This is a genomic window from Mesorhizobium sp. WSM4829 (assembly GCF_055811475.1).
In genome coordinates this window covers 14,037-34,442 of sequence record NZ_JBVVQJ010000015.1, presented here as the reverse complement: position 1 = coordinate 34,442, position 20,406 = coordinate 14,037, and the positions used below count along the sequence as shown (strand labels likewise).

The following is a 20,406-nucleotide window of genomic DNA, read 5'->3' as shown; positions in this document are numbered from 1 at the left end:
AACCGGCTTGCGGAACGTCATGATGCCCAAGGAACTGACCGCCAAATCTCCCGAGAACCAGGTGCCGACGATGCTTGACGTGGCCCGCCGGGCCGGCGTCTCGGCGATGACGGTTTCGCGAGCACTCAAGAAGGACGGCCGCGTCTCGGATGCAACGCGTGAACGGATCCTGGCGGCGGTAAACGAGCTTGGTTATGTGCTCGACCAGTCCGCCGGAAGCCTGTCATCACGCAAGACCGGGTTTGTGGCCGCGATCATTCCCTCGATCAACAATTCGAATTTTGCCGACACCGCCCGCGGCATCACCGACGAACTGGAGAATACTGGTCTTCAGCTTCTGCTCGGCTACACCGACTACACGGCGGAAAAGGAAGAAAGGCTGATCGAGGCGATGCTTCGCCGCCGTCCGGAGGGCATTATCCTGACTGGCGGCACACATACCGATCTGACGCGGCGCATGTTGGAAAGCGCGGGCATTCCGGTGGTTGAAACGTGGGAATTGCCGCCAAAGCCGATCGATCAGGTCGTCGGCTTCTCAAACGAGGAGGCGATGGCGCTGCTCGTCAGGACATTGGCGAAAAAAGGCTACCGGAAATTCGGCTATATCGGCGGTACGACGTCACGGGATACGCGCGGCAGCCAGCGGCGGGCCGGCTTCGTCAAGGCGATCGAGGAACTCGGCCTGCCGCCCGGCCGCTTGGTTTCATTCGGCGTGCCTCCAATTTCGATCGAGCAGGGCGGACAGGCGGTCGTCGGCATGCTGGAGCGCTGGCCGGATACCGAGGTCGCGCTGTGCGTCTCGGATTTGTCGGCGTTTGGTGCGGTGATGGAGTGCAAGCGCCGGGGCATCCGGGTTCCGCAGGACATCGCGATCGCCGGCTTCGGCGATTTCGAGATTGCAGCTTACTGCCATCCGACACTCACGACGGTGAACGTGGACTGCTACGGCATCGGCAAACAGGCCGCACGCAAGCTGATCCAGTCGATCAAGGGCGAGGACAACGGCTTGTCCCAGGAAATTATCTTGACCAGCTACAAGGTGGTGGAGCGGGAAAGCGCCTAACACTCAACCATTCCGGCGATAGAGGCCGCACCATGGCGGTGTTCCGCGAACCGTAAGTCTGAGCCATGACGGCGCAATGAAGGCGCTGAGCGCAGGCATGGCGCCAGCAAGCGCAATGGGTGTCCCGCAATGCTTCGTCGTGGTCGACGCCAGCGGCGAGACGATCGCCAGCCTGCGCATGGACGGCGCCAGGTATTTGAGCATGCATACCGCGCGGGCAAAGGCGCGCACGGCGGCAGCCATCAACGCCGCGACAGGCGCAATACCATTCGAGGCAGCGGCGGCAGTCGCATCGCAGGGCGGCGTGAGCTGTCTTCCCAGCGGATTGCCCATCCGCTTCGGCAGCAGGCTTGCGGGCGCGATTGCCGTTGGATCGGGAAGCGGCGAGCAGGACATCGACGTCGCGCGCCACCCTGGCAGCGATCGGCGCCGCTATGCTGTGAGCGGCTCGCCCCGGTAGCGTAGCCCTTCAGAAGGCGATCTGGATCTTCATCGACTTGTTGCGGTCGCCGGCGATCTCGAAGGCTGCGACGGCTTCCTCGAGCGGATAGATCCTTGTAAGCAGCGGTTTCACATCCACCCGGTTGCGGTTGATCAGGTCGACGGCGAGCGCGAACTCGTCATGGAAGCGGAACGTGCCGCGCATCTCGATTTCCTTCGCGACGACGAGATTTTGCGGGATCGCCAGGTCGCCGCCGAGCCCGAGCTGCATCAGCACGCCGCGCGGCCTTAGAACCTCAAGACCGGCGCGAACAGCGCGCTCGTTGCCCGACGCCTCAAACATCACGTCGAAATATCCCTTGTCGGCGTTGTAGGCCGCCAGCTTGTCGGCGTCGGTCGCGACGTTGATCGTGCGATCGGCGCCGATTTCCGTGGCTGTTTTCAAAACGCCGGCCATCACATCGGTTGCGACGATTTCCCGTGCCCCGTGCGCGCGGGCGGCGATGATGCAGAGCGCCCCGATCGGCCCGCAGCCCGTGACGAGAACCCGCTTGCCCAACAGCGAACCCGCCCGGTTGACGGCGTGCAGCGTAACCGCGAACGGCTCGGCGAAAGCCGCCTCGTTGATCGAGACGTGGTCTGCTATCCGGTGGCACTGCGTGGCGTCGGCGACCAGCCGTTGGCGGAATGCTCCCTGGATATGCGGCATCGGCATGGCGCTGCCGTAAAAGCGCATGTTGAGGCACTGGTTCTGCTGGCCCTTAAGGCAATAGCGGCAGGCATTGCACGGCCGGCTCGGCGAGATCGCAACCCGATCGCCTGTCTCGAGGCAGGAAACCCCCTCCCCGACCGCCCTGATCGTGCCAGCGACTTCGTGGCCGAGGATCATCGGTTCGCGCAGCCGGATCGCGCCGAAGCCGCCGTGGTTGTAGTAATGCAGGTCGGAGCCGCAGATGCCGCCGGCCTCAATGGCGATGTCGACCTGTCCGGGTTCGAGCGCGCCGGGGTCGGTTTCTTCGATCCGCAGATCCCTTGCGGCATGAATGACGAGCGACTTCATGGACGCGCCTCCTAAACGACCGGCGTCAGCAGGGCCTGCCCGCTGAAATGGGCGGCGAGATTGTCGCGCACGAGCTTGCCCATCGCCTTTCTTGTTTCGACCGTGCCGCTGGCATGGTGCGGCTGCAGCACGACATTGCCGAGCTTCAGAAAGCGCTCGTCGATCGCCGGCTCGTTCCAGAAGACGTCAAGCCCCGCTCCCTTGATCGTTTTCGATTCCAGGGCTGCGAGCAGCGCCGTTTCGTCGATCGTGCTGCCGCGCGAGATGTTGACGAGAATGCCGTCAGGACCGAGCGCTTCAAGGACAGAGGCGTTGATGATGTTTTTTGTGCTTTCGCCTCCAGCGAGTGTTACGATCAAAAATTCGCTGTCGCGCGCCAAATCCACGAGGTCGCCGACATAGGCGTAAGGCAGGTCGCGGCGCCTGTTGATGTCGTAGTACGAGATGGCACAATCGAAGGCGGCCGCGCGCTTTGCCACCGCGGCGCCGACCCGGCCCATGCCGACAATGCCGAGCTTTTTGCCGCAGACGCGGGTAACGAGTTGCATATTGCCCTTGGTCCAGCTTCCGTTCCGCACATAGGCATCCGCCTGAGGGATATTGCGCGCCACCGATAGCAGAAGACCGATGCCGATGTCGGCGACATCTTCGGTAAGCACATCCGGCGTGTTGGTGACCCGGATCCCGTTCGCCTTGGCGTGGCCGAGGTCTATCGCGTCGGTGCCCACTCCGTAGCAGGAGACGATCTCCAGCTTAGGCAGCCTTGCCATGAGCGCGGCGCTCGCGCCCAGTTCGCCGCGGGTTGCGATGGCGCGGATGGCGTCGGCCTTTCCGGCGAGCAGCGCGTCCGTGTCCGTCGCCTCCCAGAGCTTATGCATCCGGTATTTTGCTTCCAGGTCTTCCATGTCCCAGGCGGGGTAAGGGCCTATCATCAGGATGTCGGTCACCGGCAGGTCTCCTCCGAATTTTCACCTTTTCTATTGACTATGTTATCGATAACATCCATGTCAATGGGCTAGAAAGGCGGAGCAAGAAAATCGGGTCGCCTGGAATCGTTTTGCCTTGCAGGGAGGTTGGAGTGAGTTCGCTCTTCGATTTGACTGGGCTTCGAGCCCTGGTTACCGGATCGAGCCAAGGCATCGGCCTGGCGCTGGCCGAGGGTCTGGCGCGTCATGGCGCGACGATCGTAGTCAACGGCCGCAACGCCGACAAAGTCGCGGAGGCGGCTCGAATGCTCGCCGCGAAGGGCTTCAAAGCCGATGGCGCGGTGTTCGACGTCACCTCAGCAGAGGCTGCCGCAAAGGGCGCCGCCGACATCGAAGCCAATCTTGGGCCGATCGATATTCTCGTGAACAATGCTGGCATGCAGTATCGCGCGCCGCTCGAGGATTTTCCGGCCGACAAGTGGGATGAACTCCTGCGCACCAACATTTCGAGCGTCTTTTATGTCGGTCAGGCGGTGGCCCGGTACATGATCCCACGCCAGAAAGGCAAGATCATCAACATCGCCTCTGTGCAGAGCGAATTGGCCCGGACCAACATCGCGCCGTACACCGCCACCAAGGGCGCCGTGCGCAATCTGACGCGCGGCATGTGCGCGGACTGGGCCAAACATGGCCTGCAGGTCAACGCGATCGCACCCGGCTATTTCAAGACCCCGCTCAATCAGGCGCTGGTCGAAAATCCGGAGTTCTCGGCCTGGTTGGCCAACCGCACTCCGGCGGGGCGGTGGGGCAATGTCGACGAACTGGTTGGCGCGGCGGTCTTCCTCGCCGGCCCGGCTTCGTCATTCGTCAACGGTCATACGCTTTATGTCGATGGCGGCATCACGACCTGCCTCTGAGCCGGCCCTCATCGTGGTGATGGGCGTCAGCGGCTGCGGCAAAACCAGCATTGGCGAGGGCATCGCCGCGCGCCTGGGCATCGGATTTGTCGAGGGCGACGCGCTGCATCCCTTCCAGAACGTCGAGAAGATGTCGGCCGGCGTTCCGCTTGACGACGCCGATCGCTGGCCTTGGCTAGACCTTGTCGGCCGGGCGCTGCGTACGGCGCAAGGCGATGGCCTTGTCGTCAGCTGCTCGGCACTCAAGAAAGCTTATCGGGATCGCCTTCGCCAGGCGGCCAGAGGCGATCTGGTCTTCGTGTTCCTGGAAGGATCGCACCAATTGCTGCGGCAACGGATCGGCGAGCGGCGCGGCCACTTCATGCCACCCTCGCTGCTGGACAGCCAATTCGCGACGCTGGAAGATCCCACGGCCGAGCAGGGCGTGATCACGGTCAACATCGCCGCGACGGTGGACGCGATCATAGACGCCGCTTGTGCACTGCTGGCGGAGATGGGGATCGGGGTACAGGTTCAGCAAACGAAGGGAACGTGAGATATGTCGCAAGCCCCAGCAAAAATCGCCGTCATCGGCGCCGGCATCATGGGCTCGGCGATCGCGTCCCGGCTTCTCGAGGAGGGGCAGGCGGTGACGGTGTTCGATCTCGACAGCGCCAAGGTATCCGCTCTTGCCGGTAAAGGCGCAGCATCCGCCGCCTCCGCTGCCGCCGCGACGCAGGCAAGCGATTTCGTCATCCTCAGCCTCAACCACGCCAACATAGTGCGTGCCGCGGTCTTCGGCGCCGCGGGCGTCGCTGAAGCAGCCGGACCCGGGAAGATCCTCATCGATATGTCGTCCATCGATCCAGTCGATACCGCGCAATTGTCGAAAAAACTTGCTGACGAAACCGGCATGAAGTGGGTGGACTGTCCGCTTTCGGGCGGCGCACCCGGCGCGCTTGCGGGCCGCCTGACGGTTATGGCCGGCGGCGACAAGGCCGATTTCGAGCGCGCCCGGACCGTCATGCAGCATCTTTGCGCGAACTACACGCTGATGGGCCCGAGTGGCGCCGGCCAGACGACCAAGCTGATCAACCAACTCTTTTGCGCCGTTCTGTTCCAGGCGGTCGCGGAAGCCGTGAAACTGGCCGAAGCCGGAGGCGTCGATGCAGCACTAATTCCCGCTGCGCTCGCCGGCGGTCGCGCCGATTCCAACATTATGCAGGAGTTCATGAAGAAATTCGCCGCGCGCGATTTTTCGCCGACCGGCCGGATCGACAACATGCTGAAGGATCTCGATTCCCTCCAGGCGTTCGCGCTGAAGACGAAGACTCCGCTGCCGATGACTGGGCAGGTCGTCGAAATTCATCGCCTGCTTTGCGCGGCCGGTCTCGGAGCCCGCGATTCCGCCGAAATGATGCGCCTGCTCGACGGCATGCGCCAGGACTGACGCATGATTTACGCGGGCGGCGCTTGACTATCCGGCTATGTTATCGATAACATATACCTATTAGCTTTGGGAGGAGCGTGCGTGTTCGGGAACAAGCTGGTCGAGTTTCAGTCGATTACCAAGGAGTTCGGCGGCACGCGCGCGCTTTCCGACGTATCGCTCGATCTGCATGAAGGCGAAATTCTCGCCCTGCTGGGAGAGAACGGCGCCGGCAAATCGACGCTCATCAAGACGCTCGCCGGCATCCACCGGCCGGATGGCGGACGCATCCTGTTTCGCGGCGAGCCGTATCAGCATCGGCCCCCGCGTCCCAACCAGCGCCAGCAGGTCGCCTTCATCCACCAGGACCTCGGCCTGATCGAATGGATGTCCGTCGGCGAGAATGTCGGGCTGGCTCAGGGGTTTTCGCTCCGCTCGGGCCTCATCGACTGGCGCGCGACGGAAGAGCGGGCTCAGGCCGCGCTCAGCCTCGTCGGCTGCGATTTCGATCCGACGACCCGGGTCCAGGATCTCACCCGGACGGAAAAGTCGCTCGTCGCGATCGCCCGAGCGCTGGCAACCGAAGCCGATGTGCTCGTGCTCGACGAACCGACGGCGAGCCTTCCCGCCGATGAGGTCGACCGATTGTTCGACGCGCTTCGTCCCCTGAAGCAGCGCGGCGTCGGCATGATCTATGTTTCGCACCGACTCGACGAGATTTTCCGCATCGCAGACAGGGTAGCCGTGCTGCGGGACGGGAAGCTGGTCGGCCAGAAGAAGGTAGCCGACACAAAGCCGGACGAACTGGTGGAAATGATCGTCGGGCGACCGGCGAGCCAGATCTTTGCCAAGGCGGCCACCAAGGCGGGCGCGACGATCTGTACGGTGCGCGACCTGGTTTGCGCGGGAGCCGGGCCGGTTTCCTTCGACGTCCGCCGGGGTGAAATGCTCGGCCTTGTCGGGCTGCGCGGCGCCGGGCAGGAACTCATCGGGCGGACGCTCTTCGGCTGCACAACTTTTGCGGGCGAGATTTCCATCGACGGCAAAACGCCTGATCTCTCGAGTCCCATTGCGGCGATGCAAGCCGGAGTCGGTCTCATCGCCCGCGATCGCACCGAGGAATCGATCGCGGCTGCACTCTCAATCCGCGAAAACATTTTTATCAATCCGGGCGCGGCCAGGCGCAGCCTGTTTTCCTTTCTCGCTGGCCACAAGGAGGCGGCACTTGCTCGGGCGATCGGCGACACGGTCGGCCTCAGGCCCAACGATCCGGACCTGCCGATCGAGGCGCTGTCCGGCGGCAACCAGCAGAAGGTCGTCGTCGGCCGTTGGCTTCATACCGGCCGCAAGCTGCTCATCGCCGAAGACCCGACTGCCGGCGTCGATGTCGGCGCGAAGGCCGAGATTTACCGGCTGATCGGGCGGGCGCTCGAAGCCGGATTGGGCGTCGTCGTCGTTTCGACCGACTTCGAGGAGATCGCCCATATCTGCCACAGGGCGCTGGTCTTTTCCCGCGGGCAGATCGTTCGCGAGCTCGCCGGCGATGAACTCACCACATCCGCCGTAATCACCGCCGCATCGGCATCCGAAGCCGCCTGACCGACCCGGAGCAAGACCATGCAATCCATCGAATCCACCGCTCTCGAGCCGACACAGGGCGAAATGACCGGCCTGCCGGCGCGGCAGAAGCTCATCAGGCTCGTCCCGGTCTACGGCCTCGTCATCCTCACGCTCATGCTGATCGTGCTGTTCTCAATCCTGCTGCCGAAAACGTTCCCGACACTGCTCAATTTACGCTCGATCGTTTCCGACAAGGCGATCATCGCACTGCTGTCGCTGGCCGCCATGATCCCGATGGCTTCGGGCCGCATCGACCTGACCGTCGGCTACGGAATAGTGTTGTGGCACATCCTCGCTATCAGCCTGCAGACCATGCTGGGCATCCCCTGGCCCCTCGCCGTGATGATCGTCCTGTTTCTCGGCGCCGGTACGGGCTTCCTGAACGGGCTCCTCGTGGAAGTCGCCCGGATCGATTCCTTCATCGCCACGCTCGGCACGGGAACCGTGCTCTATGCGCTTGCCCTTTGGCACACCGGTGGGCGGCAGGTGGTCGGTGTCTTGCCCGACGGGTTCTATGCACTCAACGGCACCATGCTGTTCGGCCTGCCGATCACCGGCTTCTATGTGCTGGCGATCGCCGTCACGTTGTGGATCGTGCTGGAATATTTGCCGATCGGCCGCTACGTCTACGCGATCGGCGCCAATCCCAAGGCGGCTGCCCTCAACGGCATTCCTGTGCGGCGCTTTGTCATAGGGGCTTTCGTCTCATCGGGGTTTCTCACCGCACTGACGGGCGTCCTGCTCGCTTCCAAGCTGCGCATCGGCCAGGCGAGCGTCGGCCTTGAATATCTGCTGCCGGCGCTTGTCGGTGCGTTCCTCGGCTCGACCACCATCAAGCCCGGCCGGGTCAATGTCTGGGGCACGATGATCGGCGTCGCCATCCTCGCCGTCGGAATTTCCGGAATCCAGCAATTCGGCGGCTCCTTCTTCGTTGAGCCTCTATTCAACGGCGTGACGCTTCTCGTCGCGATCGGCATTGCCGGATACGCGCAGCGCAAACGGGGCGCCGCGGCAAAACTGCCGCGAAAGCCAAATCCGTCCGGAAGCTAATAGTCCGGACGGTCGATCAGGATCTCAAAAGCAGGGAGGTAGGTTATGCAGCGCAGGAATTTCTTGAAATCATCGGTGGCAATGCTGTCGGCCGCCATCGTGGCCCCGGCAATGTTTGCCGACCAGGCGCGGGCCGATGCCATGGCCGACGCCATGGCGATCGTCGAAAAATATGCCCAGAAAGTTACGGCCTGGGATGGCCCGACCGCCGGCCCGAGGGCCCAGGAAGGCAAGACAATCGTCGTTCTTGCCGGCGACCTGAAAAATGGCGGCATCCTTGGGGTGACGACCGGCGTCGAGGAAGCGGCCGAGGCGATCGGCTGGGAGGTCAAGGTAATCGACGGCGCCGGATCGATCGGAGGCCGCACCGCCGCCTTCGGCCAGGCCATGGCGCTGCAGCCAAGCGGCATCATCATCAACGGCTTCGACGCGGTCGAACAGGCACCGGCGATCGAGCAGGCCAAGGCCGCGGGCATTCCGATGGTTGCCTGGCATGCCGGCCCGACGATCGGCCCGGACGACAAGATCGGGCTCTTTGCCAATGTCTCCACCGACGCCATGCAGGTTTCAGCCGCGGCCGCGAACTGGGCCTACGCAGACGCCAAAGGAAAACCCGGAGTGGTGATCTTCACCGATTCCACTTATGCGATAGCCATCGCCAAGGCCGATCGGATGAAGGAAGAAATCGAGAAGCTCGGCGGAACCGTGCTCGAATATGTCGACACGCCTATCGCCGAAACGTCGCAGCGCATGCCGCAGCTGACCACCTCACTGCTGCAGAAGTACGGCGACAGCTGGACGCATTCGCTGGCCATCAACGATCTCTATTTCGACTTCATGGGTCCCTCGCTCGCGGCAGCCGGCAAGACGGGTACCGACGCGCCGATCAATGTCGCCGCCGGCGACGGCTCGGAATCGGCCTATCAACGCATCCGCGCCGGCCAGTTCCAGAAGGTGACGGTGGCCGAACCGCTCAACCTGCAGGGCTGGCAACTGGTCGACGAGCTGAACCGCGCGATCGCCGGTGTAAAATGGTCCGGCTACCTTTCGCCGCTCCACGTCGTGACCGCAGACAACGTCGAATTCGACGGCGGGCCGAAGAACAGCTTCGACCCCGACAATGGCTATCGCGACGAATACAAGAAAATGTGGGGCAAAATGTAGGCGCCGGCCGTGGGGGGGGGGGGGGGGGGGGGGGGGGGGGGGGGGGGGGCCCCCCCCCCCCCCCCCCCCCCCCCCCCCCCCCCCCCCCCCCCCCCCCCCCCCCCCCCCCCCCCCCCCCCCCCCCCCACGACTCACCCGGCCACAGCAGCCCACCTCAACCGATCCGGCGGTCGCGCGGCCTCGCGGCCGCACCGGGAAATGTTGCAGGCCGAAACCCCGGAGAAACCATGATCATCCGATACGCGCTCTTCGAAGGCGAAATCCATAGCGGCAGGGAAGCTGAGTTCCGCCAGTTCGTGAAAGACCGGCTTGTCCCGCTCTGGACGCAGTTTCCCGGAGCCGAGGAAATCCGCATCCTCGACGGAACTATCCGCGACGAAGACGCCCCGGCCTACGCAATGGCGCTGGCCATCCGCTATCCGGATATGGCGGCCTGTGAATTGGCGCTTCAGTCCCCCATCCGGTCCGAAAGCCGCGAAGTTACCGGCGAGCTGCTGAAAATGTTCACCGGACGCGTTCACCACCACGTGTTCGACGCGAGCGAATACGAGCCGACACGTGCACCTGAAGAATGAGCGGGCGGTAAGCAGAGATCGGCTTGGCGTCATGGGACGCCATCTTCCGCTCGGTTTTCCACAGCGGTTTGCCTTTTGTCGACGTGGCAAGCCGAGCTGGTGAGACAGCCGCACACCACCACGGACCAGATCTAAATCGGCGATCCTGTCCGGCGCTGCATCGGCACGCGTCAGCGCGATGAAGATACTTCGGTATCCGCACGCGCCATCCTCCAGATGTTGCGCTCGAGCAGGCCGCACAGGGATTGGTGACATAGCTGACGTTGCTGCTCGGCAAGACGCAGCAATTTTGCTAAGATCGGCTGTGGGAGGAGACGGGCATGCAATCGCTGCCGATAGCCGATCCTGGCGTAGCCAAGACGACAGCCGACGCATCGCTTCCACTCGCCTATTCCACCGCGACGCTCTGCTGGCTCCTGTCCGCCGGCGTCTACATCGCAGCCAAGTGGGTCGCCCCCGAGATGCCGCCTTGGGCGCTCTGCTTCTGGCGGCTGGCGCTCGCCTGCGCGATCCTGCTGCCTATCGTCCATCATCATCACGGGGCGATGCTCGCACTGATCCAGTCCCGGGCGATCGAGGTGCTGGCCATCGGCGCCATCGGGCTGACCCTCTGTCAGGGCATGATCTACACGGGCCTCAATTACACCGACGCGACGACCGCCGGCATCATCATGGCGCTGTCGCCGATCATGACCATGGTGCTTGCCCGCTTCGTGCTCGGCGAGCCCCTCGGCATCTGGAAGGCGCTTGGCGCGCTGCTCGCTCTGGTCGGGATGGTGGTGATCGTGGCGCGCGGCGACCTGACCGCGCTGATGCGGCTCCAGTTCAATCCCGGAGAGTTGTGGATCGTCGGCAGCGCGTTTTGCTGGGGCCTCTACACCGTGCTGCTGCGTCGCGCCAAATTCGCCATCGAACTGCTGCCGACGGTGGTCCTGCTGCTGGGGGCCGGCGCGCTGGCCGCACTGCCCCTCTATCTCTGGGAGCTGTTTTCCGGCGAGCGTTCGGCGCTGCATGCGAACGGCCTTCTGGCACTCGCCTATGTCGCTGGCCCGGGCGGCGCGCTGATGTATTACCTCTACAACCGCAGCGTCGAGACGCTTGGCGCCGGGCGCGCCAGCATGCTGCTCTATCTGCAGACTGTCTTTGTCGCCGTGCTCGCTTATCTTTTCCTAGGCGAAAGCTTGCACGACTACGACCTCGCCGGCGCCGCCTTTATCGTCGCCGGCCTGCTGCTCGCCACCGCGATCAAGCCGAGGCAGCGCACGGCCCATGTCGCGTAGGGATACCTCTCCCGCTACGCCTCTCACCTTCTGAGATACAGGCATAGTGTCGTCGGCGCCAGGATCGCGGTCAGCGCCACCGGCGCGATCAGGGCGAGGACGACCTGACTGAGTGTCGCCCCGCCACCCATCAACCCGCGCAGCGCCGTCGTCATCAGCGACACCGGATTGACTTCGACGAAGGCCCGCAGCCAGTCCGGCATGGTCCCGGGGTCGACCATGATGTTTGAGGCGAAGACGAGCGGAAACAGGAAGGTAAAGCCGAGCGTCATCACTGTGGTTGGCGTTCGGATCAGCAGGCCGAGCACGATGAATACCCAGCCCATGCCGAACCCGATGGCGATCAGCATGGCGAAGGCGGCAAGCACGCCGAGGATGCCCGCCTCCGGCCGGTAGCCGAGGATCAGCCCGATGGTGAGGATGATCGAGGCGGCAATCAAATGGCGCAGGATGTCGCCCACCATCAGACCGGCGAACGGAGAGAGCGACCAGATCGGCAGCGATCGGAAGCGGTCAAACAAGCCCTTGCCGAGGTCGGTCGACAATCCCATGCCCGAATAGACTGCGTTGAACACCACGGTCTGAACCAGGATGCCGGGCAGGAAGAACTGCAGGTATTCGCCAGGCGAACCGGCGAGCGCACCGCCGAAGACGAAGGTGAACAGCAGCGTGAACATGATCGGAGTCATCACCAAGTCGAACAGTTGCTCCGGCACATGCTTGAATTTCAGCACCGCGCGCCATCCGAAGACCAGCGCGTTGGAAAGGGCTGATGGGGACCTCGGTCGGGCGACCCTTTGCAGCCGATGCAGGGATGTCGTGTCGATCATGGCTTGTCGTCCTTCCGGCTTTCACCCAGGCTCGGCTGGCCCGTCAGCGCGAAGAAGACCTCCTCAAGGCTGGGTTGGCCCATGGAGAAATCCGACAGTTCGATGCCGGCAGCGACCAGGTCGGCCAGCGCCTCGTTGGCGGCCTTCGCCGTGCCGGCAAGGACGGAGAGTTCCGCGCCCTCGGCACTGCGTTGGACAGGGTGCTCCAGCCGGCGTTCCAGGATCGACGCCGCCTGGTCCAGCCGCGCGACATCAGCGAGCGCGACATGGAGAAAACCGGAGCCGGTGGCCGCCTTCAATTCACGGCTGGTGCCCTCGGCAATCTTCCTGCCGTGGTCGATGACGGCGATGCGTGCCGCGAGTTGATCGGCCTCTTCGAGATATTGCGTGGTGAGCAGGATGGTGACGCCGGCCTCGGCGAGGCCGCGGATCATGCCCCAGACATCCTTGCGGGCGTTCGGATCGAGGCCCGTGGTCGGCTCATCGAGGAACAGCACGCCCGGCGTGACGATCAGCGACGCGGCTATGTCGAGCCGCCTTCGCATGCCACCCGAATAGTCCCTCACCTGCTTCGTCGCCGCTTCGGACAAGCCGAAAGCCGCGAGCAGGTCGTCCGCACGGGCTTTCGCGGCACGACCGCGAAAACCCCAGAGTCGGGCGAGCAGGACGAGGTTCTCCCGGCCCGTCAGGTCCTCGTCGAGCGAAGCGAACTGCCCGGTCATCGCGATTGCCGCACGGACCTCGTGCGGGGCCTGCACGAGATCGTGCCCCATCACGGTCGCGGAGCCGGCGTCGGGGCGCGACAGCGTCGCAAGCATCCGCATCAGCGTTGTCTTGCCGGCGCCGTTCGGACCCAGGATAGCGAAAATAATGCCGCGCGGCACATCGAGGTCGATACCATCGACGGCACGCAGCTTGCCGAAGGTTTTGACCAGGCCGCGGGCGGAAATGGCTGACTGGGCAAGGCCCGTGGCGGGCACAGCCATAGGAGAAGTATCGTTCATGCAATCATCCGGCAGTCGCAAATGAAGGCCAACCTCGGCGCAATGGCTGCGTCGCCAGTTCCTCTGCAGGCTCATGAGCTTACCTCTGGCTTATCCTCATGCCAGAGGCTCCGACCATCTGCCCGACCGCCGAACTGTAGCGCCGGTCAGATCATATGTCGGCTACGCCCCTGGGGTTTTCTCACTCGATCACGGCACAGGCCTGACGTTTTCCGGCATCGCCGGCAGGCTGGCTTTTGTAGTCGTCCTGCCCACCGTGGATCATCAATGCCTTGCCTCGTATCGCCGTTTCTCCACCATCCAGCTTGACCATGCTGTTGAAAACCTGAGCACGCAAAACGCCGTCGGCGCCGACCAGCTGATTTGGCATATCGCCCGCGTGCGGGCCTTTTCCGGCGAGATATCCATGTTCGGCATTCGTCGGATTGAAGTGCCCACCGGCCGAGTCATGGCCGGTCTGATGATCACACTTTCCGGTCTCATGAACATGGAACGCAACCAATTCGCCCGCCGGCAGTCCCGTCACCTGCAACTCTATCAGCACACCCTGCGCCGTCTCGGTCAGCGTGGCCGTTCCGTTCTTCTCGCCGGCCATGTTAACGAATTCGGCTTTCGCGGTCGCTGCGTCCTGCGCCGCTGCAGGCATCGCGACCGCCAGCGCCAAACCTGCTGTTGCAACCAATTTTCTCATCGACTCGGCCTCCGGTTGTCCAAGGCATCCAAACAACAACGGGGCCTCTTCGTTCCATTTGGGAATTGAGTTTTTGTCTCCGGCACGGTCGATGTGCCTCTGTTACACCAATTCGAAGAGTTGCGCGGTTTGCCAGCCCGCCAGCAGTATGATCAGAGTGCCAACGAGCCTGAGAAGCGTCTTTTCTGCGATCGACTTCACCATCAATCCGGCCATCGGCGCTGCGATCACCCCGCCAAGGACCAAGCCGGCAACGGCGATCAGATTTTCTGCCAGTGCTCCTGCCTCCGCCCAATGGCCGGTCAACAACGCAAACAGGAAGGTCAGGGACACCGACAGCGTGGTAAGGAACTCGGTGGCATTTACCGTGCCAATCACGTAGCGGGGCGTCCCGCCAAAACCGAGAAGGCCCGTCGTCACGATGGGTCCCCATCCGCCACCCCCTGCCGCATCGAGAAATCCACCACCAAGCCCAAGCGGAGGCACCGCGGCTGCAGGGACCGGCTTGCTTGGTATCCGTCGGAAGGAACGGAACAGGAGCCAACCTCCGACGAGCGCAAGATATGTGGTCACATAAGGCTTCATGATGGCCCCCTCAAACGAGGTGAGCACAAAAGCGCCGAGAACGCCGCCGAGCACGCCAAACGGCATCAGCCGCCAGAAAAGCTTCCAGTCGATATTGCGGTGATAGAGGTGAGCCGAACCCGAGGCCGCCGTGGTAAACAGCTCGGCCGCGTGAACTGAAGCCGAAGCATGTGCAGGAGACACGCCGAACCCCAGTAGTGTTGTCGAGCAAATCACGCCGTAGGCCATGCCGAGAGCGCCGTCCACAGCCTGAGCTAAAAACCCTACGATCGCAAAAAGAAGGAATTCTTGCATTTGGCTCTCCAACAAGGCGCGGATATACTCGACGAAAGAGGAACCCGCTGCCGATAACGCATGCAATCTTCACGCTTTCACAACTCACCAAACGCCTGGCATCGATAATGGGACGACGAACGGGAAACTGTCCACCCGATCGACGCTTTTCTCCGCACCCGATCGAATGGACTGCGCCCCACCTCCTCTGGAGGTTCCACGGGTCGGCCGCAGACTTGCAGCTCCACCCATGAGGCCGGTTGGCGCATGACAGAAAGCCAACCCGCTTGCCTCGGCCAGCCTCGATTATTGGGTCGACCTGCAAAGCTTCATCGACGACGTGATGCCTTCGCTGGAGGTTCGCAAATGTTCGACGCTGGGGGTAAGCGCACCCTTTGCGAGCGATACGGGCCTTCCACGTTCTTTAGCTCTGGAATCGAACTGGTGGCGCGTGGCGATGCTTATTCACGACCAGGCGCGGCTCCCGACTGCCGCGATGGCTTTGTGTCGCGCTTTGGCGTCAGTTCCGCCCCGGGTTGCTCGTTCAGTCGCTTCTTGAGGATGTCAACCAGGCTGACGGTGACCGCAATCACCGCAGGGCCAAGAACGAGCCCGGATGCTCCGAACAGGACGATGCCACCGACAGCACCGACAAAGGCGACCACCGTGTGGAGCCGCAGCCGGTTCCCGACAAGTATCGGATAGAGCAGATTGTCGATGCCGGCGACGACCACGCCGCCCCAGACGGTCAGGATCGCCGCGCTCGCCCAAGCCCCCTCCAGCGCGAGATAGATCGCTGCCGGCACCCAGATCACGAATGCGCCGAGCACCGGCACGATGGCAAGAAGTCCCATTGCCAGGCCCCAGAACACCGGAGTGGGCAGGCCGAGCCACCAGAAAATCAGGCCGCCCAGCGTCCCCTGCACAGCTGCGACAAGCACGGTGCCTATCAGGATCGCATGGACCGTCTCGGCAAGGCGGGACAGCGTGTATGCCGTCTCCGCGGTACGCAGGGGCGAGAGACGCTCGATCCCGCGCAGGGCGGATTCACGGTCCCGCAGAAAATAGAACAGCAGATAGAATGTCAGAACGAACATCACGGCCTGATTGATCGAGCCGCGCAACAGCGATGTGCTTTGTGCCGTCAGCCATTGTACAAATGCGGCGACCGTGCCGGCCGGATCGATTTGGTTCTCGATCCACTGGGCAACCGCCGAAAGCCTGGGATAGCCCGACATGAAGGCATCTGTGTTCCAACCCCGGATGACCTCCTCCATATAGGTGGCGCCGTTTACCGCCTCGCGAACAAGCTGCTGTGCTACGAAGATGAGCGGCAGGCCGACTGCAACCGCCGCGATGCTGACTGACATCAGTGCAGCCAGGTTCTGGTTCCTGAGCCTTTCCTCAACCTGTCGATGAGCCGGATACAGGATGATTGCCAACACCACCGCCCAGGTCAATGCAGGCAAAAAAGGCAACGCCAAGAGATAGCAGACATACAGGCCGATCGCCGTCGCGGCCACGATGCCGAGCAATCTCATTTGCTTCATATCGGGCATCTGTTTCAGGTCGGGCATCTCTCGCCGTCTCGCAAACCAAGCGAGCCTAGTGGATTTTCTGACAAAATGGCAGCTTTCGTCGCCGCACCCCCTACTGCCAAGCCGCTGTCGAGCGTGACGAAATTGGCCATTTCTCGGTTGTTGGCTGGCCGGTTGGGCGCCCATCCACGCTGCCAACACCACGTCCTGCCGGGCGTGGATGCTCCACCTACGCGCGGTTTTGCAGTTCGCTCGCGGCAGCGCAGCTTCACGGGGCCAAAAAGAAAAAGGCCGGACTGTAAAAGTCCGGCCAAGCGTGAAGGTTCAAAACCTCCAGAGGGGAACGCGCCGGACGCAATGGGAGGAAAACATCCGACGCAATGCGTATATGGGTGGGGACAGGTGACGTTTCAACGACGTGTTGTGGGCCACATCAGCCGCTCCATAGAGCCACGTGGACTCATGGGTGCCGTCACGAGTAGCGTTCTCAATCGATGTCGAAGGACACGCCTTGGGCCAGCGGCAGCGCCTTGGAATAGTTCACCGTGTTGGTGGCGCGGCGCATGTAAGCCTTCCAGGCATCGGAGCCCGACTCGCGGCCACCGCCGGTCTCCTTCTCGCCGCCGAAGGCGCCGCCGATCTCGGCCCCCGACGTGCCTATGTTGACGTTGGCGATGCCGCAGTCGGACCCGTCGACGCCGAGGAAGCGCTCGGATTCCTGCAGGTCGCGGGTGAAGATCGACGACGACAGCCCCGCTCCGACCGCATTGTGCTCGTCGAGCGCGGCGTCGAAGTCCGAGTATTTCATCACGTAGAGGATCGGCGCGAAGGTCTCTTCCGTCACCGGCGAGACCTGCTTGGGCATCTCGATCAGCGCCGGACGAACGTAATAGGCGTCGGGATGGCCATTCTCGACCCGCGCGCCGCCGGTGACCTTGCCGCCGTGAACGGCGGCTTCCTTCAACGCATTCTGCATGCTGTCGAAGGCTGCCTTGTCGATCAACGGTCCGACCAGCGCTGATGTCTCCAGCGGATTGCCGACAGAGACGCTCTCATAGGCCTTCTTCAGGCGCGGAACCAGGGCATCATAGATGCTCTCATGCACGAACAGGCGCCGCAACGTCGTGCAGCGCTGGCCGGCGGTGCCCATGGCGCCGAAGGCGATGGCGCGCAAGGCCATGTCGAGATCGGCCGTCGGGCAGACGATGCCGGCATTGTTGCCGCCGAGCTCCAGCACGGCGCGGGCAAAGCGCTTCGCAAGCCGCGGACCGACATCCCTGCCCATGCGGGTCGAGCCGGTGGCCGAAACCAGCGGCACATCAGGATGATCGACCAGGATTTCGCCGACGGCGCGATCGCCGATCAGCACCGAAATCAAGCCTTCCGGAGCATCGCCGAAACGTTCAGCCGCACGTTTGAAGATCGCCTCGCAGGCGAGCGCCGTCAGCGGTGTCTTTTCCGACGGCTTCCAAACCACCGCGTCGCCGCAGACCAGCGCCAGCGCGGCGTTCCACGACCACACCGCGACCGGGAAGTTGAAGGCCGAAATCACGCCGACGACGCCCAGCGGGTGCCAGGTTTCCATCATGCGATGACCCGGGCGCTCGGTGGCGATGGTCAGGCCGTACAATTGCCGCGACAGGCCGACGGCGAAATCGCAGATGTCGATCATCTCCTGCACTTCGCCGAGCCCTTCGGACGGGATCTTGCCGACCTCGATCGACACCAGCCGGCCAAGCTCTGCCTTGTACGCGCGCAGTTCCTCGCCTAGCAGCCGCACCAGCTCGCCGCGCTTCGGTGCCGGCACCAGCCGCCATGCCTGGAAGGCTTTATGCGCCCTGTCGATGGTCTCTGCCGCATCGGCCGGTGAGATCGTCTTCAGCGCGGCGATCTGCTCACCCGTCACCGGGCTGCGCACGATGAGATCGCCGCCTGAAAGCGCAGCCTCGGCAACGCCCAGTTTCGCCAGCAGCCCGGCTGTTTCCTTCGCAATCGTCATTTTCTTTCCCTTTCAGACCCGTCGCTCAATTATGCATGTCGCCCAAAAGCATGCCCTCGGGCCTGACCCCAGTGCGCAGCGGTTTTGGGACATGCACCCTTGCGCCATGCCTGCGCCGATCGGTACATCAGGCGCTGTCATGGCGTGGCATTACTCGTTTCAGGGAAAAATCGCCACCCCGGCATGGTCTAAGCCAAAGGCAGACCGTTGAACCAGCGAGTCGTCTCAGCGCGCTGCCTGCGCACCCCGCACGGCGCCTTCCTTCATCAGGCGGTCGATGTGCATGCGGATATGGGCGGCCTCGGCGGCCGTATTGGCAAGCGCAATGGCGCGGTCGAAGGCGATGCGCGCCTCCTCACCACGACCGAGCTGCATCAGCAGGCCACCCCTAAGGCCGAAGAAGTGGAAATAGCCGGAAAGCCTTTGTTCCAACGGCTCGATCATGGCAAGTGCGGCTTCCGGCCCGCGCACCTTGGCGACCGCGACGGCGCGATTGAGCGTCACCACCGGCGACGGCTGCATCTGCTCGAGCAGGCTGTAGAGCAGCTCGATCTCGTTCCAGTCCGTGTCCTCGGGCCTTTCCGCGCGCGCATGCAGGGCGGCGATCGCCGCTTGCACCTGGTAGGGACCGGGCTTGTGGTGGCGCAGCGCCTTGTCGACCAGCGCCAGCCCCTCGTCGATCATCTTGCGGCTCCACAGGCTGCGGTCCTGGTCTTCGAGCAGCACGATTTCGCCGTTGTCGTCGAAACGCGCCGGCGCACGCGCATGCTGAAGCAGCAAGAGCGCCGTCAGGCCCATGATCTCCGGCTCGGTCTGGAACAGCCTGAGCAGCAGCCGGGCCAGCCGGATCGCCTCCTCGCAGAGCGGCGCGCGCGCCGGCGCCTCGCCGCTGTTGGTCGAATAGCCTTCGTTGAAGATCAGGTAGACCATGGCGGCGACCGCGGCGAGCCGCTCGGAGCGCTCGACCGCACCGGGCGTCTCGAACGGCACGCCGGCATCGGCGATGCGCGCCTTGGCACGTGTGATGCGCTGCTCCATGGCGCTTTCGCCGACGAGAAAGGCGCGGGCGATCTGCTTGACGCTCAGGCCTGAAACGATGCGCAACGCCACGGCGATCTGCTGCGTCGCCGGCAGGTCGGGATGACAGCAGATGAACAGCAGCCGCAATATGTCGTCGCGGTAATGCGCGCCGTCCAGCCGTTCGGCGATATCGGTCTCGGCATCTTCCAGATCGGAGATCTGGTGCTCTTCCGGCAGCGGCGCCTGCTTGGCGCGCTTGCGCACCGCATCGATGCCGCTGTTGCGGCCAACGAAGATCAGCCAGGCCGCCGGATCGCGCGGCGGGCCGTTTGTCGGCCAGTTCTTCAGAGCCCGCAGGCAAGCGTCCTGGAAAGCTTCTTCCGCCGCATCGAGATCGCGGAAGTAGCGCAGCAGCGCGCCCATCGCCTGGGGGCGGGCGGTGCTGATCGCTGTGCTGATCCAGGTAAGGTCGGTCATGCTGAAACCTTGGCGGGATTGAAGAGCGAAACCGGCCGTATTTCGTAGGAGCCGCCGCTCGGGTTGACCTCGGAAAGCTCGCGCGCAAAGTCGACGGCCTCGTCGAGATCGGCGCATTCGAGCGTGTAGAAGCCGAGGAACTGTTCCTTGGTCTCGGCAAACGGGCCATCGATGACGACCGATTCGCCCTTGACCTTTCTCAGCGTTGTCGCAGCGGTCGTCGGCAGCAGCCGCGCCACCGGGCCAAGCCGGCCGGCCCGAGCGTATTTTTCCTGCACGCCAAGAAGTTTTTCCATGACGGCATCGTCCTGTTCCTTGCTCCACGAGCAGACGACGTCTTCTGAGGCATAGCAGAGGATTGCGTAGAGCATGGGTGCGTCCTTTTCTCTGTCAAAGGACGAAACAGTAGGACCGATCCCGACACAACGTCGATAAAAAAATTACGTCCTCTCAGCCCTATGAAGCGTCATTCGACAGCAACCGCC

At 63.3% G+C, this 20,406-nt stretch carries 20 protein-coding genes; 10 read left to right on the top strand and 10 right to left on the bottom strand.

Annotated elements, in window-relative coordinates; genetic code table 11:
• Positions 1 to 19 precede the first annotated feature (19 nt).
• Positions 20 to 1,063: a LacI family DNA-binding transcriptional regulator gene (locus AC0L17_RS16315; protein ID WP_473516648.1), complete on the top strand. Its 1,044-nt coding sequence runs from the start codon at positions 20 to 22 to the stop codon at positions 1,061 to 1,063.
• 76 nt (positions 1,064 to 1,139) lie between these two features.
• Entirely contained in the window at positions 1,140 to 1,523 is a 384-nt protein-coding gene (locus tag AC0L17_RS16310; protein ID WP_473516582.1) for a heme-binding protein, read from the top strand.
• Between the two features lie 9 nt (positions 1,524 to 1,532).
• Here AC0L17_RS16310 and AC0L17_RS16305 read toward each other — a convergent pair whose 3' ends face one another.
• Together AC0L17_RS16305 and AC0L17_RS16300 are read right to left on the bottom strand one after the other, a co-directional pair.
• Positions 1,533 to 2,564, bottom strand: a complete 1,032-nt coding sequence (locus AC0L17_RS16305; protein WP_473516581.1) for an L-idonate 5-dehydrogenase — start codon at positions 2,562 to 2,564, stop codon at positions 1,533 to 1,535.
• An 11-nt stretch (positions 2,565 to 2,575) separates the two neighbouring features.
• Positions 2,576 to 3,517 carry a 2-hydroxyacid dehydrogenase gene (locus AC0L17_RS16300; RefSeq protein WP_473516647.1) on the bottom strand — a complete coding sequence of 314 codons (942 nt, stop codon included), beginning with the start codon at positions 3,515 to 3,517 and terminating at the stop codon, positions 2,576 to 2,578.
• 125 nt (positions 3,518 to 3,642) lie between these two features.
• On the opposite strand from AC0L17_RS16300, the gene AC0L17_RS16295 reads away from it, so the two are divergent.
• The 8 genes from AC0L17_RS16295 (at position 3,643) to AC0L17_RS16260 (ending at position 11,504) form a co-directional block, all read left to right on the top strand.
• Positions 3,643 to 4,407 carry an SDR family oxidoreductase gene (locus tag AC0L17_RS16295; protein ID WP_473516580.1) on the top strand — a complete coding sequence of 255 codons (765 nt, stop codon included), beginning with the start codon at positions 3,643 to 3,645 and terminating at the stop codon, positions 4,405 to 4,407.
• Complete coding sequence (locus AC0L17_RS16290) at positions 4,376 to 4,942, top strand: gluconokinase (protein ID WP_473516579.1); 567 nt, start codon at positions 4,376 to 4,378, stop codon at positions 4,940 to 4,942. The genes AC0L17_RS16295 and AC0L17_RS16290 overlap by 32 nt, the downstream gene beginning before the upstream one ends.
• Before the next feature lie 3 nt (positions 4,943 to 4,945).
• The gene (locus tag AC0L17_RS16285; protein ID WP_473516578.1) at positions 4,946 to 5,836 is read left to right on the top strand and encodes an NAD(P)-dependent oxidoreductase; all 891 of its coding nucleotides are present in this window, start codon (positions 4,946 to 4,948) and stop codon (positions 5,834 to 5,836) included.
• Between the two features lie 81 nt (positions 5,837 to 5,917).
• Positions 5,918 to 7,414, top strand: coding sequence for a sugar ABC transporter ATP-binding protein (locus tag AC0L17_RS16280; RefSeq protein WP_473516577.1), 1,497 nt, complete (start codon positions 5,918 to 5,920; stop codon positions 7,412 to 7,414).
• An 18-nt stretch (positions 7,415 to 7,432) separates the two neighbouring features.
• Entirely contained in the window at positions 7,433 to 8,485 is a 1,053-nt protein-coding gene (locus AC0L17_RS16275; protein WP_473516576.1) for an ABC transporter permease, read from the top strand.
• A 45-nt stretch (positions 8,486 to 8,530) separates the two neighbouring features.
• Positions 8,531 to 9,649 (top strand): ABC transporter substrate-binding protein, encoded by a 1,119-nt coding sequence (locus tag AC0L17_RS16270; RefSeq protein WP_473516575.1) that lies wholly within the window; start codon positions 8,531 to 8,533, stop codon positions 9,647 to 9,649.
• Between the two features lie 227 nt (positions 9,650 to 9,876).
• The gene (locus AC0L17_RS16265) at positions 9,877 to 10,224 is read left to right on the top strand and encodes a hypothetical protein (RefSeq protein ID WP_473516646.1); all 348 of its coding nucleotides are present in this window, start codon (positions 9,877 to 9,879) and stop codon (positions 10,222 to 10,224) included.
• Positions 10,225 to 10,544: 320 nt separating this feature from the next.
• The gene (locus AC0L17_RS16260; RefSeq protein WP_473516574.1) at positions 10,545 to 11,504 is read left to right on the top strand and encodes a DMT family transporter; all 960 of its coding nucleotides are present in this window, start codon (positions 10,545 to 10,547) and stop codon (positions 11,502 to 11,504) included.
• A gap of 23 nt (positions 11,505 to 11,527) precedes the next feature.
• Here AC0L17_RS16260 and AC0L17_RS16255 read toward each other — a convergent pair whose 3' ends face one another.
• The 8 genes from AC0L17_RS16255 to AC0L17_RS16220 all read right to left on the bottom strand — a co-directional run bounded on the left by AC0L17_RS16255 (position 11,528) and on the right by AC0L17_RS16220 (position 20,292).
• Positions 11,528 to 12,334 (bottom strand): ABC transporter permease, encoded by an 807-nt coding sequence (locus tag AC0L17_RS16255; protein WP_473516573.1) that lies wholly within the window; start codon positions 12,332 to 12,334, stop codon positions 11,528 to 11,530.
• A complete protein-coding gene (locus AC0L17_RS16250; protein WP_473516572.1) occupies positions 12,331 to 13,338 on the bottom strand; it encodes an ATP-binding cassette domain-containing protein in 1,008 nt (335 codons plus the stop codon). Before AC0L17_RS16250 ends, AC0L17_RS16255 begins: the two co-directional genes overlap by 4 nt.
• A gap of 181 nt (positions 13,339 to 13,519) precedes the next feature.
• A complete protein-coding gene (locus tag AC0L17_RS16245) occupies positions 13,520 to 14,029 on the bottom strand; it encodes a superoxide dismutase family protein (RefSeq protein ID WP_473516571.1) in 510 nt (169 codons plus the stop codon).
• Between the two features lie 102 nt (positions 14,030 to 14,131).
• On the bottom strand, positions 14,132 to 14,908 hold the full coding sequence (locus AC0L17_RS16240; RefSeq protein ID WP_023798004.1) for a sulfite exporter TauE/SafE family protein: 777 nt from the start codon (positions 14,906 to 14,908) through the stop codon (positions 14,132 to 14,134).
• 440 nt (positions 14,909 to 15,348) lie between these two features.
• Entirely contained in the window at positions 15,349 to 16,464 is a 1,116-nt protein-coding gene (locus tag AC0L17_RS16235; RefSeq protein ID WP_473516570.1) for an AI-2E family transporter, read from the bottom strand.
• 448 nt (positions 16,465 to 16,912) lie between these two features.
• Entirely contained in the window at positions 16,913 to 18,424 is a 1,512-nt protein-coding gene (gene amaB / locus AC0L17_RS16230; RefSeq protein ID WP_473516569.1) for an L-piperidine-6-carboxylate dehydrogenase, read from the bottom strand.
• A gap of 225 nt (positions 18,425 to 18,649) precedes the next feature.
• The gene (locus tag AC0L17_RS16225) at positions 18,650 to 19,921 is read right to left on the bottom strand and encodes an RNA polymerase sigma factor (RefSeq protein ID WP_473516568.1); all 1,272 of its coding nucleotides are present in this window, start codon (positions 19,919 to 19,921) and stop codon (positions 18,650 to 18,652) included.
• Positions 19,918 to 20,292, bottom strand: a complete 375-nt coding sequence (locus AC0L17_RS16220) for a YciI family protein (protein ID WP_027153193.1) — start codon at positions 20,290 to 20,292, stop codon at positions 19,918 to 19,920. Before AC0L17_RS16220 ends, AC0L17_RS16225 begins: the two co-directional genes overlap by 4 nt.
• Positions 20,293 to 20,406 lie beyond the last annotated feature (114 nt).